The following is a 15,035-nucleotide window of genomic DNA, read 5'->3' on the forward strand; positions in this document are numbered from 1 at the left end:
GCAGAGTGTCGTTCAGCCGCTCTGGCAGCCGACTTCGTGAAGGAAGCGACATGACGTTCCCCGAACCCGTACCCGGTTACACCCACGACGACCCGGGTCTGCCTCCGTCGCCCGTCACCCCCGCCGAGCTGGAGGGGCTGCTCGCGAGCGTCCTCTTCGGCCTCGCGGACCAGGAGGCGCTGCGCCTCGCCGGTGACGTCCTCAGTGGACAGATCGAGCAGGTCCTGGACGTCTGGTACGGCTTCGTCGGGGCGCACCCGCACCTCGTGGCCTACTTCTCCACGCCCCAGGGCGAACCGATCGGCGACTACCTGGGGCGGGTGCGGGCCCGGTTCGGCCGCTGGATCATGGACACCTGCCGGCGGCCGTACGACGAGCGCTGGCTCGCCTACCAGCACGAGATCGCGTTGCGGCACACCGAGCCGAAGAAGAACCAGACCGACCACGCCGATTCGGTGCCGCACATCCCGTTGCGCCACATCATCGCGTTCATCTACCCGATCACCGCGACGATCCGGCCGTTCCTGGCCGCCGGCGGGCACGACGCCGAGCAGGTGGACGCGATGCACCAGGCGTGGTTCAAGGCGGTCACCCTCCAGGTCGCGCTGTGGTCGCAGCCCTATGCCGGCAAGGCGTGGTGACGACGTGAGCCTGCTCCTGTCCCCGTCGAGCGGACTCCTGGCGCCCGCGATGCCCTGGGAGACGACCGAGTGGTTCAACAGCGACCCGCTGAACCTGGCCCAGCTGCACGGCCGCGTCGTGGTGCTCGAGGCGTTCCAGATGCTGTGCCCCAGCTGCGTGAGCCACGCGCTGCCGCAGGCCGTCCGGCTGTCCAGGGCGTTCGGTGACGAGCTCGCCGTCGTCGGCCTGCACACCGTGTTCGAACACCACCAGGCGATGACCCCGACCAGCCTCAAGGCGTTCCTGCACGAGTACCGCATCCCCTTCCCGGTCGGCGTCGACGCGCTCCGCAGCGCGCACCCCGCACCGGTCACGTTCAGCCGCTACCGCATGCAGGGCACGCCCACCACGGTCCTCATCGACCGCGACGGCATGCTGCGCGGCCAGAAACTCGGCCCGGTCGACGACATGTCGCTGGCCTCGGCCGTCACGCGGCTGCTCGACGGCGCCGTCCCGCCCGCCGTCTGCGCCGTCGACGGCACCTGCACCTGACACCCATCACCCCGAGAAGGAGAAACACCATGTCCCGCATCGAACTCACCAACCCCGACCAGATCACCGACGAGCGCGCCGAGACCCTGGCCCAGATCAAGGGCGCGTTCGGCGTGGTGCCCAACATGTTCAAGGCCGTCGCGCACTCGCCCGCCGCCCTGCGCAGCATGTGGGCGCAGTTCGGCGCGCTGGGCGGCGGCACGCTCGGCGCCAAGATCGGCGAGATGGTCGCTGTGGCCGTCGCCGACCAGAACCGTTGTGACTACTGCCTTTCCGCGCACACCATGCTCGGCAGGAAGGCCGGTGCCAGCGCCGAGGAGATGGCGAACGCGCAGGGCGGCAAGTCCGACGACCCGCGCACCGCGGCCGTGCTGGCGCTGGCCACCGCACTGGTCCAGAAGCGCGGGCAGATCGACGACGCCGACGTCCAGGCCGCGCGGGACGCCGGTCTGAGCCAGGAGGAGATCGTCGAGACGGTGGCGCACGTGGCCCTCAACGTGTTCACCAACTACATCAACGTGGCCCTCGACGTCCCCGTCGACTTCACGCGCGTGCCGCTCCGCAAGTGAGTGACCCGCCTCGGGGCACCGGGCGATCCCGGTGCCCCGAGGCGTCAGCCGTTCTTCGCCGACGCCACCTCGACGACCGTGACGCGGACCCCGGCCGCCCGGATCGCCGCCACCGCGACGGGATCGGCGGACATGTCCGTGACGACCTCGTGGACGTCGTGGATGTCGGCGATGCGGGCGAGCGTGGCCTTGCCGAGCTTGCTGCCGTCGGCCATCACGACGACCCGCGCGGCACGGCTGAGCATCGCGTGGTTGGTGCGCGCCTCGTTCTCGTCGTGCGTGGTGATGCCCGCGACCGCGTCGATGCCGTCGACGCCGATGAACGCCGTGCCGATGCTGATCGACGCCAGCACGTGCTCCGCCCACGGACCCACCAGCTCGTAGGAACGGGGTCTGGCCACACCGCCGACGACCACGAGCTTGTGCCGGGGGTGCAACGCCATCTCCATCGCGATGTTCAACGCGTTCGTGACCACGGTCAGGTCGGCGCGGCCCGGCAGTTGCTTCGCGAGCTCGCTCGTCGTCGACCCTCCGGTCAGCGCGATGACGTGCGACCCCGACGGCAGCATGCGGACCGCCTGACGCACGATCGCCCGCTTCGCGTCACGGGAGCGGCCGCCGCGGTACCGCACCGGCACCTCGTTCACGCCACCCTGCGGCTTCGCCCCGCCGTGCGTCCTCGTCAGCAGCCGTTGCTCTTCGAGCTGCGCCAGATCACGCCGCAACGTCGCGGATGAGACGCCCAGGCGCGCGCAGAGGTCACCGACCTGCAGGGAACCGCTTTCTCGGAGCACTTGCAGTATTTCGGACATGCGTTCCGCGCGCGTCGTCCGCCTTTTCCGCTCGGCCATGGCGCGGAGCCTACGACAACTCTTCCGGGTGAGCGATCGTACGCGCTCTGCTCACTCCAGCGGACCCCTGAACTGGGCCGACGCGGCGAAACGCTCATTCGGATTGCTCATTTGGGCGGCGAACCTTGCTGCTCCCGCAGCCCCGGACGTACGAATGCACCGCTCAACGGCATTCGAAGAAATCGTCCGAATGCGGCGGGGAAGCGTCCTGGGTAATCGGAAGGCGACACCATGGGTGAACGTGGGCTCGGCACCAGCTGGACCGCGGCGGAGATCCGTCAGCAACCGTCCGTCTGGCCACGGGTGGCCGAAGCGGTGGAGCAGGCCCGGGTGGAGGTCGACGGCCTGGTCGGCGCGGCGCTGGCCGACGCGAGGACACGGGTCGTCCTGACCGGCGCGGGCACGTCGGCGTTCATCGGCGAGGTCGTGGCCCCGGCCGTGGCGCGGCACCTGGGCAGGCCGGTGGAGGCGATCGCCACCACGGAGGTCGTCGCCGACCCGCAGGGCGCGGTCGTGGACGACCGGCCCGTGCTGCTGGTGTCCTTCGCGAGGAGCGGCAACAGTCCCGAATCCCTTGCCGCGGCGGAACTCCTGCACCGGCTCGCACCCGGTCTGCGGCACCTCGTGATCACGTGCGACCCGCAGGGACAGCTGGCTCGGCGGTGGTCCGGCGCGGAGGACGCTGTCGTGCTCGCGCTTCCGGACGAGACGAACGACCGCGGCTTCGCGATGACGTCGTCGTTCACCGGGATGGCCTTGGCCGCGTTGCTCGCCTTCGGGGTGGACGTCGACGTGGAAGCGTTGGCACGGCAGGGATCCGCGGTGCTCGACGAGGCAGCGGAACGGGCGTCGGCGATCGCCGGGGCCAAGCCGGCCCGCCTGGTGTACCTGGGTTCGGGACCGTTGCGGGGGCTGGCGCGGGAGGCCGCGCTCAAGTGCCTGGAACTCACCCGCGGTGAGGTGGTCGGGCTCGCCGAGTCGTCGCTGGGGTTCCGGCACGGCCCGAAGTCGGTGCTCGACGACCGCACGATCGCGATCGTCTTCCTCTCCCCGGACCCGTACTCGCGTTCGTACGACGTCGACATCGCACGGGAGCTCGTGCAGTCGCTCGGCGCCGATCGCGTGGTCGTGGTGGGAGAGGCGGACTCCGCCGAGTGCGGTGGCGCGCAGGTGTGGCCGGTCGGCGGTGGGTTCTCCTCGCCGTCCGTGTGGGCGCTGGTCGCTGTGATCACCGCCCAGGCCACGGCGCTCGCGTGCTCGCTCGCGCTGGACCTGACGCCGGACAACCCGTTCCCGGGCGGCGAGGTCAACCGCGTGGTGCAGGGCGTGGTCATCCACGAGTTCCCCGAGGAGGTGAGCTGAGATGTTCCTCGGCGTCGACGGCGGAGGAACCAAGACCGCGTTCTGCCTGATCGACCTCCACGGCCGCGTGCTCGCGGAGGCCCGCACCGCGAGCGTGTACTACCTCAACGACGGCTTCGAGATCGTCGAACCCCTGCTGCGCCAGGGAATCGCCGAGGTCTGCGGCATCGCGGGCATCGGGGTGCAGGACATCACCTACGCGTTCTTCGGCCTGCCCGCCTACGGCGAGATCAGCGGGGACGTCCCGCTCCTCGACGCGTTGCCCGCGAAAATCCTCGGCGGCGACCACTACCGCTGCGGCAACGACATGATCTGCGGCTGGGCCGGTTCGCTCGGCGCGGTCGACGGCATCAACGTCGTCGCGGGCACCGGTTCCATCGCCTACGGCGAGCGACTCGGCCGGCAGTGGCGCGGCGGTGGCTGGGGTGAGCTGTTCGGCGACGAGGGGTCCGGCTACTGGGTCGCGATCAACGGCCTCAACGCGTTCAGCCGCATGGTCGACGGACGGCTGCCGGTCGGGCCGCTCGTCGGTGAGATGCGCACGGCTCTGGGCCTGACCGCGGACTTCGACGCCATCGACGTCGTGATGATGCGCTGGAACGGGGACCGGGGCCGGATCGCGAGCCTGAGCAAGATCGTGGTCGCGGCGGCCGACGCCGGTGACGCGACCGCCGGCGAGATCCTGCGTCAGGCGGGCCAGGAACTCGCGCTGCTCGTCAACATCGGCCGCGAGGCACTGGAGTTTCCCGCCTCCCAGCAGGTCCCGGTGTCGTACTCCGGCGGAATGTTCGGCTCGGCGCACGTGCTGACGTCGTTCCGCGAGTCGCTCGGCCACGACTTCGACCTGCGCGAACCCCTGCTGGAACCGCACATCGGCGCCGCTCTGCACGCGGCACGCCTGCACGGGCACCCGTTGCGGGCCGAGGACATCTCTCCCGCCACGCTCTCCCTCTGAGGAGCCGAAAATGGCCACATCAGGCTCGTTCTTCCGTGCGAACAGCTGGGTTCCCTACGCGGGACTGCTGGTGTTGTTCTGGGGTGTGTGGGGCGCTTTCTCCGCGCTGCCCACGAAGCTCTACGCCTACCCCGACCCGATGGTGTACGTCGTGTGGTCGTTGACGATGCTCATCCCCGCGTGGGTCTCGTTGCGCGGCAAGAAGTTCGACCGGAGCCGCACGGCCGCCGGGTACGGGCTGCTGATCGGGCTCACGGGTGCCGGCGGACAGCTGCTGCTGTTCAAGGCGCTCACGATCGGGCCCGCGTACGTGATCTTCCCGATCGTCGCGCTGTCGCCCGCGATCACCGTGCTGATGGCGTTCGGCCTGCTGCGCGAACGGCTCGGGGCCCTGTCCTGGACCGGCGTGGTGCTCGCACTCGTCGCCGTGGTGCTGTTCTCGGTGTCCACCGGGGACTCGGCCGACGGCGGCTGGCTCTACCTGCTGCTCGCGGTCCTGGTCTGCGTGGCGTGGGGTGTGCAGGCGTTCTTCATGCGCAAGGCGGCGGTCGCCGGGGTGGACGACGCGACGACGTTCGGCTGGATGACCATCAGCGGCCTGGTGCTGATCCCGGTGGCGTTGCTGATGATGGGCGGGCTGCCGCTGGACTTCCCGTGGCAGGCACCGGCGCTCACCGCGGGCACCCAGCTGCTCAACGCCGTCGGCGCGCTGTTCCTCGTCATGGCCATGAGCCGCGGCAAGGCCTCGATCGTCGCACCGGTCACGAACGCGCTGGCTCCCGTCCTGACCATCGTGCTGTCGCTGCTGGTGTTCGGCGCCCAGCCCAGCGCGTTCCAGGTCGCGGGCATCGTACTGGCCCTCGCCGGTTCCACGCTGATGGTCTACCGCGCGGAGAAGAGCAGCGAGGCGGTTCCCGCTGGGACGACGACGTGACGGGCCGGATCGTCACCGTCACGCTCAACCCCGCCATCGACGTGACCTACCGCGTGCAGGCGCTGCGGGTGGGGGAGACCGTCCGCGTGCCGGAGGTGCGGTCGAGGGCGGGCGGGAAGGGCGTGAACGTCGCGGCCGTGGTCAACGCACTGGGCGAGGACAGCCTTGTGCTGGCATTGACCACGACTGCGGAGCTGGACGAGTTCCGCAAAGGCCTGCAGGAACTGGGAATCGCACATCGGCTCGTGCCCGCGCTCGCTTGCGTGCGCCGGACAATCGCGGTGGTGGCCGACGACGGCAGCACGACGATGTTGCAGGAGAACGGCTTTCCGGCTCGCGCGGAGGCTGCCGTGGAGATTCTCGCGGCATTGCAGGAAGAGCTCGAAGCAGGCGCAGGTGCCGTCGTGATCTCGGGCAGCGTGCCGGCGTCGATGGACCCGGAGGTGCCCGCGCGGCTCGCCCGGCTGTGCGCCGAGCACGGCGTGCCGGTCATCGCGGACGTGTCCGGTGCGGCACTGCGCGCGGCCGCGTCCAGCGGGGCGGTGCTGATGCCGAACGAGGACGAGCTCGCGGAGCTCGCCGCCAGCCCCGAGGACCTGGTGGCCGGGGGAGCGGCGGCCGTGGTCGCCACCGCCGGCCCGGACGGCGCGACCGCGGTGACCCCCAGGGGCACGTGGCACGCCCGCCCGGCACAGGTGGTCACCGGCAACCCGACCGGTGCGGGGGACGCGGCCGCCGCCGCGCTCGCACTGCACCTGGCCCGTGCGGGACAGGAGGTCGACTGGCCCGCCGCACTGGCCGACGTGGTGGCGACCTCCGCGGCGGCCGTGCTGCGACCTGTGGCCGGCGAGATCGACCGCGAGGCGAGGGCCCGCTGGATTCCCCTGACGACCGTGAAGGAGACGCGATGACCGCGGAATGGACCACGTTGCTCGGCGGGCTGCGAACCGAGCACCGTGCGGTGGGCGCGTTCAACGCGATCATGATCGAGCACGCGGAGGCGATCGTCGCCGGTGCTGAACTGAGCGGGCTCCCGGTGATCCTGCAGATCTCGCAGAACGCCGTGCGCTACCACGGCACGCTCGCCCCGTTCGCCCGCGCGTGCCTCCAACTCGCCTCCGACGCGACCGTGCCCGTGCTCGTCCACCTCGACCACGTCGAGGACGAGGACCTCATCCACGAGGGGCTCGGCCTGGGCATCACCTCGGTCATGTTCGACGCCTCCAAACTCGACTACGCCGACAACGTGGCGAGGACCCGCGCGGTCGTGGAACGCTGCCACACCAACGGATGTCTCGTCGAGGCCGAACTGGGTGAGGTCGGCGGCAAGGACGGCGCCCACGCGCCCGGCGTGCGCACCGACCCCGGCGAGGCGGCGGCGTTCGTCGCGGCGACCGGCGTCGACTCGCTCGCCGTGGCCGTCGGGTCGTCCCACGCCATGACGGACCGCAGCGCGGTGCTCGACGAGGACCTGATCGCCGCGCTGGCGGCGGCGGTTCCGGTGCCGTTGGTGCTGCACGGTTCGTCCGGGGTGAACGACGACGGACTGCGGGGAGCGGTCGCCGCCGGCATCGTCAAGGTCAACATCGGGACGCGGCTGAACCAGGTGCTGACCGAGGCGGTCCGCGCGGTGCTCGGGGAACGCGAACAGCTCACCGATCCGCGTCGTTACCTGGCACCCGGCCGGGACGCGGTCCGCGACGAGGTCTCCAGGCTGCTCACTGTGCTGGCGAAGTGAGCCGTGCGCGCCGAGGCGCGCACGGCTACACCTCAGGCCGTTGCGGGAACGTGTGATTCTTGCGCCGTGCGACCGAGTTCCGCCGTGGGGCGTTGAACGTCTCACGGCCTGTCGCGATCGCTGCGGCACTCAGCGCACACACCGCTGCGGTGAAGATCGCGACGCCGATCCAGTCGTCACGACCGGAGCCGATCGCCGCTACGACGCTGGGGGCGAGACCTGCGATGGCGAAACCGATCTGCGTGCCGATCGCCATCCCGGACAGCCTCACCTCGGTGCTGAACATCTCGCCGTACAACGAGGGCCAGATGCCGTTGATGGCGGAGTACGCGACTCCGAACAGCACGATGCCGAGCGCGAACACCAGCCCGTACGAGCCGATGGAGATCGACCACAGGTAGGGGAAGATCAAGATCGCGCACGCCCCGCAGCCGGCCAGGAACACGGGTTTGCGGCCGACTCGGTCGGAAAGGCTTGCGAGCAAAGGGATCGCGGCCAGCGCGACGACGTTGGCGAGGACGCCGACCCACAGCATGGGTGTGCGTGCCAGTCCGATCGTGTTCACCGCGTAACTCAGGGCGTAGACGGTGAAGATCGTGCTGACCGAGGCGATGGTGGCCGCGACGACGACGCGCAGCACGTCGGCCCAGTGCGTGCGGAACAACACGGCGACGGGCAGCTTGGCCACCTTGGTGCGCTTGAACTCCGCGGTCTCGTCGATCTTGCTGCGGATGACGAGCCCGACCACCACGACGACCGCGCTGCACCAGAACGGCACGCGCCAGCCCCACGTCAGGAGGTCCTGCTCGGGGAGCGCGGCCACGGGCAGGAAGATCGCCGTGGCGAGGATCTGCCCGGCCTGCGTGCCGCTGAGCGTGAAGCTGGTGAAGTACGCCCGGCGGTGCTCTGGCGCGTGCTCCAGCGACATCGAGTTCGCGCCGGCCTGTTCACCCGACGCCGAAAGTCCCTGCAGCAGACGGAGAACGACGAGCAGGATCGGCGCCAGCACACCGGCGGTGGCATAGGTCGGCAGGCAGCCGACGGCGAAGGTCGCCACGCCCATGAGCAGCAGCGTGAACACGAGGACCTTCTTGCGGCCGAAGCGGTCCCCGACGTGGCCGAGGACGAACGCGCCGAGGGGCCTCGCGAGGTAACCGACGCCGAACGTGGCGAGGGCGAGCAGGGTGCCCGTGGCCGGCGAGGTGGCGGGGAAGAAGACCTTGTTGAACACCAGCGCGGCGGCGGTGCCGTAGATGAAGAAGTCGTAGTACTCGAGGGCGCTGCCGATCCAGGCTGCCAGCGCAGTCTTGCGGGCCATCGATGTGGTCACGGCGTACTCCCATGTACGACCTAGTTAGTTAATACAAGGTCGGATACGCCACCCCCGTGTGTCAAGGGTCAGATTTCAGCTGGTCAGGTAGTCGACCAGCATGTCACCGAGCATGCGTCGGTGGTGCTCGCGCCGGGACGGGTCGAGCATGTCCCGCCCGAAGATCGCGGCGAACGTGTGCCGGTTCGCGAGCCGGAAGACGCAGAACGCGCTGATCACCATGTGCACGTCGAGCGGGTCGACGTCGTCGCGGAAGCGGCCTTCCGCGCGGCCGCGTTCGAGGATCTGCGTCAGGCCGTCGAGTGCCGGGTTCGCGAGGCCCGCCAGCACCTCCGAGCGCGCGATGTGCTCGGCGCGGTGGATGTTCTCGATGCTGACGAGCCGGATGAAGTCGGGGTGCGCCTCGTGGTGGTCGAAGGTCAGCTCCGCGAGCCGGCGGATGGCGTCCTCGGGTGCGAGGTGCTCGACGTCGAGCTCGGCCTCGAGAGCTCGGATGGCAAGGTAGGCGCGCTCCAGGACCGCGATGTAGAGCTGTTCCTTGCCGCCGAAGTAGTAGTAGATCATCCGTTTCGTCGTGCTGGTGCGCTCGGCGATCTCGTCGACGCGCGCGCCCGTGTAGCCCTTGTCGGCGAACTCCCGGGTGGCAACGTCCAGGATGTCGGCGCGCGTGCGGTCCTTGTCCCGCTGGCGCTCGGCATCGGATGACGACGGTGCGGCCACCGGGCCCCCTTCGGTTCTGCGGATGACCAGCCAATTCTAGGGCCTTCCCGGCGGCGGGCCCGGTGCGCTACCGTGAACTCACTAGTTCGTACATTACGGGGAGGGCCGGGTGACCCACTACCTGATCGGGCTTGTCGGCTCTGGCATCGGCCCGTCGCTGAGCCCGGCGCTGCACGAACGCGAGGCCGGCGAACTCGGGCTGGCCTACACCTACCGCCTGCTCGACCTCGACATGCTCCGGCAACCGGTCGCCGAGGTGCTCGCCGCGGCTCGGGCCGAAGGGTTCCACGGCCTCAACATCACCCATCCGGGCAAGCAGGCGGTCCTCCCGCACCTGGACGAACTGGTCCCCGAGGCGGAAGCACTGGGCGCCGTCAACACCGTGGTCTTCCGGAGCGGCAGGGCGATCGGCCACAACACCGACGCCACCGGTTTCGCGCGCAGCCTCCGCCGGGGCCTCCCGGACGCGCGCATGAACGACGTGGTCCTGCTCGGCGCGGGCGGGGCGGGTGCCGCGGTGGGACACGCGCTGCTGTCGCTCGGCACCGGCCGCCTGGGCGTGCACGACGTCGATCCTGGACGCGCCGAACGACTGGTGGAGGCGCTGGAACGCCGGTTCGGCGCCGGCCGGGCCGTCACCTGCGGTCCCGAGGCCGTGCGGACCGCCGACGGACTCGTCCACGCGACGCCCACCGGCATGGCGGCACATCCCGGGCTGCCGATCGACGAGTCGTTGCTGCGCAAGGAACTCTGGGTCGCGGACATCGTCTACCGGCCGCTGGAGACCGCGCTGCTGGCGGTGGCTCGTGCGAAGGGCTGCCGGGTGCTGCACGGCGGCGGGATGGTCGTGCTGCAGGCCGCCGAGTCGCTGCGGCTGTTCACCGGCGCCGAACCGGACGCCGACCGCATGCTCGCGCACTTCGAGGAGCTGGAGGGAGAACCCGCGCATGCGTCCTGACCCGCGTACCGCCATCGCCACCGTGTGCCTGTCCGGCACGCTCGACGACAAGCTCGCCGCGGCCGCCAAGGCCGGTTTCGACGGTGTCGAGCTGTTCGAGAACGACCTGCTCGCGTCCCGCCGCGGCCCGGCGGAGATCCGGCGGCATTGCGCCGGCCTGGGCCTGACCATCGACCTGTACCAGCCCTTCCGCGACTTCGAGGCCGTGCCGCCGGACGTGCTCGCCGCCAACCTGCGCCGCGCCGAGCACAAGTTCGACGTGATGGCCGAGCTCGGTGTGGACACCGTGCTGGTGTGCTCGTCTGTGTCGCCGGACGCCATCGACGACGACGATCTCGCGGCGGAACAACTGCACCTGCTTGCCACCCGTGCCGGTGAACGCGGCCTGCGCATCGCCTACGAGGCGCTGGCGTGGGGCAGGTACGTCAACGGCTACGAGCACGCGTGGCGGATCGTGCGCCGCGCCGCCCACCCGGCGCTGGGCGTGTGCCTCGACAGCTTCCACATCCTGTCCAAAGGGGACGATCCGCGGGCGATCCGCGCCATCCCCGGCGAGAAGATCTTCTTCCTGCAGCTGGCCGACGCGCCGACGTTGCCGATGGACGTCCTGCAGTGGAGCCGTCATCACCGGCTCTTCCCGGGCCAGGGCGACTTCGACCTGAGGACGTTCACCGGCAACGTGCTCGACGCCGGCTACCGCGGCCCGCTCTCGCTCGAGGTGTTCAACGACGTCTTCCGCCAGTCCGACCCCTACCGTGCCGCGGTCGACGCGATGCGGTCGCTGATCAGCTTGCAGGACTCGCTGGGCCTGCTGGACGTTCCGGCCGCACCCGACCTGAGCGGCTACGCCTTCGCCGAGGTCGTGGGGGAGTCGGACCTCGCCGCGCTGGGCTTCACCCGAGCAGGCGTGCACCGTTCGAAACCGGTGGAGCTGTGGACCCAGGGCGACGCACGTGTGCTGGTGAACGCTCGGGGAGAACCCGGCGCGATCGGCGCTCTCGGCCTCTCGGTGGAGGACCCGGCAGCGGCGGCCCAGCGCGCGAAGGTACTGCTCGCACCGCCGTTGGAGCGGACGGCCGGGCCGGACGAGGCACCGCTGACCGCGATTGCCGCGCCCGACGGGACGCAGATCTTCCTGTGCGCGGACGACGACTGGACCGGCGACTTCCTGCCAACGGGGGAGTCCGCGCCGGGTGCGGGGATCACCGGGATCGACCACGTCGCGCTCACCCAGCCGTTCGACAACTTCGACGAGGCCACGCTGTTCTACCGTTCGGTGCTGGGTCTCGAGCCCGGTGTCACCGCGGAGTTCGCGGCCCCGTTCGGCCTGGTGCGCGGCCGAGGTGTCAGCGGCGGCGGGGTGCGGCTCACCCTGGACGCCGCGCTGGTGCGCCGTGGCGGGTGGGCGCCCGCGGTCGAGGCGCCACAACACATCGCGTTCACCTGTGCCGACGCGGTCGCGTGCGCCCAGGCACTGCGCGAGTCGGGAGCCCACCTGCTCGGCATCCCGGACAACTACTACGACGACCTCGCGGCACGCACGGGCATGGCCACCGATCGTCTCGACGCGTTGCGGGAGCACTCGGTGCTGTACGACCGCGACGAACGCGGTGAGTACCTGCACTTCTACACCGAGTTGGTGGGCGCGAGGGTGTTCTTCGAGGTGGTGCAACGGATCGGCGGCTACAGCGGGTTCGGTGTGGTCAACGCACCCGTGCGCATGGCGGCCCATCACGATGCGCGGAGAGCCGCCGGCACGGGCTGAGGCGAGTCACCCGCCGAACGCCGTGTCGACCGCCTTCGTCAGCTCACCCACGGTCTCGACCAGCGGTGCCACCGGCTTCACCATGCCGTTGAGCCGCTCGAGGACCCGCGCGATCACACCGCGAACGGGTTCGGGCGACTCCAGTTCGTCCTGCAGTTCCGCGGCGGCTTCGTCGACCGAGTCGGGGAGCTCCGCGCGATGGCGTTCCAGCAACGTCATCAGCTGGGTCATCAGGTCGCCGGTCGACGGCGCGGCGGTGAACTGGAGGCCGTGGCTGATGGCGCGGGCGTGCTGGCCGACCGCCTGGTTGCCGACGTTGCTCACCCCGCCGGACTGCTGGATGCCGTAGTTCGGGGAGTTGTCCGGCATGGGGAATCCTTCTGTCACGTCGGTTTGCCCGCGGCGGGCTCGGGAGTGGGGAAGTGCGTCGTGGCGGTGGCCTCGCTGCCGATGGCCTGGTTGCCCACGTTGCTGATGCCGCCCGTCTGGATGACGCCCTGGTTGAGGATCGTCATCTGGCGGTGGCGGAACTCGGTGGTGTCCACGCCGCGTTCGTCGAGGAAGTCGAGCAGAGCGGCCAGCACGTGCCGTTCGATCAGCTTGAGGTGTTTCGCGGCGTCGGTCTTCTGGAAGTAGTTGTGGTAGTTGGCGTCCGTGGCCTCCTCGCGGACGCTGAACCGGGCGCCGTAGCTGTAGCCGAGGTCCTGCTGGGCGATCGCGCGTTCCACGGTTCGGTGCCGTTGCCAGCGCCAGTGGAAGGTCAGGTCGCGCACCACCCGGAACGGGGCACGTGGCACGGCGCTGGACAGGCCGCTCGCCGCCCGGGCGAGCATGCGGCCGATCGCGCCCGCGGTGAGCACCGGGCTGATCCGGTCGACGTCGTGGTACTGCTGCCACAGCGGACCCAGCACGGTCCGGTCGCACTGCAGGTAGAGAAGCCTGCCGTCGGTGGAGAAGTGCAGGAACGTGCTGGCGACGACCTCGCTGCCCCACGACGGGACCTGCGCGCAGAGGTAGTGCCTCGCCGAGCCGTGGGGACGTGCGGCGAGCCGGGCGAGGTCCTCGCTGGGCAGTTGTGGCAACGGCGGCTGGTCGCGTTCCGGCAGGAGGGCCGGGTGCATGGTGAGGGCGTTGCCGCTGACGAACGCGCGTTCGGTGAGCACCAGGCCGGGCAGTTCGTCGGGCTCCACACCGATGCCCGCCAAGCGGTCCCGCACGTGCGCGACCAGTTCGACGGCGTCCAGCGGCACCACGCTCTCGGTGCTGCCCTCGGAGCCGGGGCGCAGGGACGGCAGGGCGAACGACCACGTCGACACGAGCGGGCCGTGGCCGATGAACGGGGCGAAGCCGTCGTAGACCGTGACGTTGCCGCGTTCGGTCTCGTCGATCGCGGCCAGCCGGTCGGCGAGCCAGGCTTGGCTCGCCGGCAGTGAGGGTGCGGATTCCGGGCGGAACGCGGCACGGGTGAGCTCGCTCAGCAGAGTCTGGCGGGTATGCCACTCGCTCCAGACGACCAGCGCGTACATGCCGAGGACGGTCAGCAGGGCGAGCCAGGGCAGGCCGACCAGCCAGTCGTCGACCGGGGGCTCCGGGCGTGGCCGGGACCGCGTCGCCGCCGGGGTGGTGCCGAGCGCGGACACGATCGACACGGTCACCAGCAGCAGGACCGCCAGCACGCCGAGCGCCGTGACGACGTCGCGCAGCCTGCGGGACTCGGCCGCGCGCTTGGCCATGGCACTGGCGATCGGGAGGACCAGCAGCAGGGCCAAGACCGTCCACAGTGGAGAGAGCACGAGGGCCAGCGCCGTCGCCGCGAGCAGGCCCCAGTCGCGCACCCGGCGCTGGCGGACGCCGGCCAGCGCGTGCAGCAGCACCGGGCGCAGCGAGAACCCGACCGACGGGGCCACCGCGTGCAGGTCGTCGGTGACCAGGGCCTTGGTCATCCGCTCGGCGAAGGCCTCGTCGGTCCTGGCCGCGACGCACAGGTACCGGGTCGTGTCGTCAGGGGAGAAAGCGGTCGGCCGGCTCATCGTTTCCCCTTCACCACAACGACTTCGGTGCGTTGGCAGGACGCTCGCGGCGCACCGGTCTCCTGCGCTGCGCGGCCACGACGGCGCCGAGCACCGACCCGAACAGCACGCCGAACAAGGCCGACGAGCCGAGCTGGGTCAGGAAGAACTCCTCGGAGTCGCCGACGTAGGAGGCAGTCGTGCGCGCGTCGAACAACGCGACCGTGACCAGCGCGGAGAGCAGGCCGGCGGACACGGCGCTGAGCGTCGTCAGCCCGACAGTGGTGACGAACAGACCGGCGCCGCCCGCCGTCTCGGCGACCCAGCGCCGCACCCTCGACAGCCCCATGACGGCCAGCAGCACGAACAGCGCCGTTCGCAGGTTCGCGAACCAGAACAGGAACGGCCCTGCCCGGTCGACGTCCACGTGCCAGACCGGGTACGCCACCACCACGCCGACCAAGCGGAAGATCGAGTCGGCACCGACCGTCACGCGGGCGATCTCCAGGTTCAGCCAGGGGTTGCCGACCAGCAGCACGAAGCCCGCCAGCACGGTGACGCCAGGCGCGAACATGCGCCGTGAATGAGGTTCCCCCTGCCCGGTCACACCAGCAAACCTAGAACTCCCGGCCGTTTCCCGGCGACGGCCGATCGGCGTAGGAGTGACGGGT

At 70.4% G+C, this 15,035-nt stretch carries 16 protein-coding genes; 10 read left to right on the forward strand and 6 right to left on the reverse strand.

Annotated features, from left to right (window positions below; all coding sequences use genetic code 11):
- Nucleotides 1-50 precede the first annotated feature (50 nt).
- The 3 genes from IEY88_RS11880 to IEY88_RS11890 are packed head-to-tail and all read left to right on the forward strand — an operon-like array spanning nucleotide 51 to nucleotide 1,742.
- The gene (locus IEY88_RS11880; protein WP_189154749.1) at nucleotides 51-641 is read left to right on the forward strand and encodes a protoglobin domain-containing protein; all 591 of its coding nucleotides are present in this window, start codon (nucleotides 51-53) and stop codon (nucleotides 639-641) included.
- A gap of 4 nt (nucleotides 642-645) precedes the next feature.
- Nucleotides 646-1,173, forward strand: coding sequence for a redoxin domain-containing protein (locus tag IEY88_RS11885; RefSeq protein WP_229693299.1), 528 nt, complete (start codon nucleotides 646-648; stop codon nucleotides 1,171-1,173).
- A 29-nt stretch (nucleotides 1,174-1,202) separates the two neighbouring features.
- A complete protein-coding gene (locus IEY88_RS11890; protein WP_189154750.1) occupies nucleotides 1,203-1,742 on the forward strand; it encodes a carboxymuconolactone decarboxylase family protein in 540 nt (179 codons plus the stop codon).
- A 44-nt stretch (nucleotides 1,743-1,786) separates the two neighbouring features.
- On the opposite strand, the gene IEY88_RS11895 is transcribed toward IEY88_RS11890, so the two are convergent.
- Nucleotides 1,787-2,593 carry a DeoR/GlpR family DNA-binding transcription regulator gene (locus IEY88_RS11895; protein WP_189154751.1) on the reverse strand — a complete coding sequence of 269 codons (807 nt, stop codon included), beginning with the start codon at nucleotides 2,591-2,593 and terminating at the stop codon, nucleotides 1,787-1,789.
- A gap of 231 nt (nucleotides 2,594-2,824) precedes the next feature.
- Between IEY88_RS11895 and IEY88_RS11900 the strand changes: the two genes are divergently transcribed.
- From IEY88_RS11900 to IEY88_RS11920, 5 genes are read left to right on the forward strand one after another with little or no spacing between them, the layout of a single operon-like run.
- Nucleotides 2,825-3,955 carry an SIS domain-containing protein gene (locus IEY88_RS11900; protein WP_189154752.1) on the forward strand — a complete coding sequence of 377 codons (1,131 nt, stop codon included), beginning with the start codon at nucleotides 2,825-2,827 and terminating at the stop codon, nucleotides 3,953-3,955.
- Nucleotide 3,956: 1 nt separating this feature from the next.
- On the forward strand, nucleotides 3,957-4,910 hold the full coding sequence (locus IEY88_RS11905) for an N-acetylglucosamine kinase (protein ID WP_189154753.1): 954 nt from the start codon (nucleotides 3,957-3,959) through the stop codon (nucleotides 4,908-4,910).
- A gap of 10 nt (nucleotides 4,911-4,920) precedes the next feature.
- A complete protein-coding gene (locus tag IEY88_RS11910) occupies nucleotides 4,921-5,844 on the forward strand; it encodes a DMT family transporter (protein WP_189154754.1) in 924 nt (307 codons plus the stop codon).
- On the forward strand, nucleotides 5,841-6,755 hold the full coding sequence (locus IEY88_RS11915) for a 1-phosphofructokinase family hexose kinase (protein ID WP_189154755.1): 915 nt from the start codon (nucleotides 5,841-5,843) through the stop codon (nucleotides 6,753-6,755). The genes IEY88_RS11910 and IEY88_RS11915 overlap by 4 nt, the downstream gene beginning before the upstream one ends.
- Nucleotides 6,752-7,582: a class II fructose-bisphosphate aldolase gene (locus IEY88_RS11920; RefSeq protein WP_189154756.1), complete on the forward strand. Its 831-nt coding sequence runs from the start codon at nucleotides 6,752-6,754 to the stop codon at nucleotides 7,580-7,582. Before IEY88_RS11915 ends, IEY88_RS11920 begins: the two co-directional genes overlap by 4 nt.
- 25 nt (nucleotides 7,583-7,607) lie before the next feature.
- On the opposite strand, the gene IEY88_RS11925 is transcribed toward IEY88_RS11920, so the two are convergent.
- Nucleotides 7,608-8,912 carry an MFS transporter gene (locus IEY88_RS11925; RefSeq protein WP_189154757.1) on the reverse strand — a complete coding sequence of 435 codons (1,305 nt, stop codon included), beginning with the start codon at nucleotides 8,910-8,912 and terminating at the stop codon, nucleotides 7,608-7,610.
- Nucleotides 8,913-8,987: 75 nt separating this feature from the next.
- The gene (locus IEY88_RS11930; protein ID WP_189154758.1) at nucleotides 8,988-9,632 is read right to left on the reverse strand and encodes a TetR/AcrR family transcriptional regulator; all 645 of its coding nucleotides are present in this window, start codon (nucleotides 9,630-9,632) and stop codon (nucleotides 8,988-8,990) included.
- Between the two features lie 109 nt (nucleotides 9,633-9,741).
- On the opposite strand from IEY88_RS11930, the gene IEY88_RS11935 reads away from it, so the two are divergent.
- A complete protein-coding gene (locus IEY88_RS11935; RefSeq protein WP_189154759.1) occupies nucleotides 9,742-10,590 on the forward strand; it encodes a shikimate dehydrogenase in 849 nt (282 codons plus the stop codon).
- On the forward strand, nucleotides 10,580-12,355 hold the full coding sequence (locus IEY88_RS11940; RefSeq protein ID WP_189154760.1) for a sugar phosphate isomerase/epimerase and 4-hydroxyphenylpyruvate domain-containing protein: 1,776 nt from the start codon (nucleotides 10,580-10,582) through the stop codon (nucleotides 12,353-12,355). Before IEY88_RS11935 ends, IEY88_RS11940 begins: the two co-directional genes overlap by 11 nt.
- 6 nt (nucleotides 12,356-12,361) lie before the next feature.
- Here IEY88_RS11940 and IEY88_RS11945 read toward each other — a convergent pair whose 3' ends face one another.
- Genes IEY88_RS11945 through IEY88_RS11955 form a run of 3 tightly spaced genes read right to left on the reverse strand, consistent with a single transcriptional unit; the run spans nucleotide 12,362 to nucleotide 14,938 of the window.
- Nucleotides 12,362-12,724, reverse strand: a complete 363-nt coding sequence (locus tag IEY88_RS11945) for a hypothetical protein (RefSeq protein WP_189154761.1) — start codon at nucleotides 12,722-12,724, stop codon at nucleotides 12,362-12,364.
- A gap of 14 nt (nucleotides 12,725-12,738) precedes the next feature.
- Entirely contained in the window at nucleotides 12,739-14,385 is a 1,647-nt protein-coding gene (locus IEY88_RS11950) for an AbeC-like domain-containing protein (RefSeq protein ID WP_189154762.1), read from the reverse strand.
- A 10-nt stretch (nucleotides 14,386-14,395) separates the two neighbouring features.
- Nucleotides 14,396-14,938: a hypothetical protein gene (locus tag IEY88_RS11955; protein ID WP_189154763.1), complete on the reverse strand. Its 543-nt coding sequence runs from the start codon at nucleotides 14,936-14,938 to the stop codon at nucleotides 14,396-14,398.
- Between the last annotated feature and the right edge of the window lie 97 nt (nucleotides 14,939-15,035).

This window comes from Lentzea pudingi (assembly GCF_014646255.1).
Classification (GTDB): domain Bacteria; phylum Actinomycetota; class Actinomycetes; order Mycobacteriales; family Pseudonocardiaceae; genus Lentzea; species Lentzea pudingi.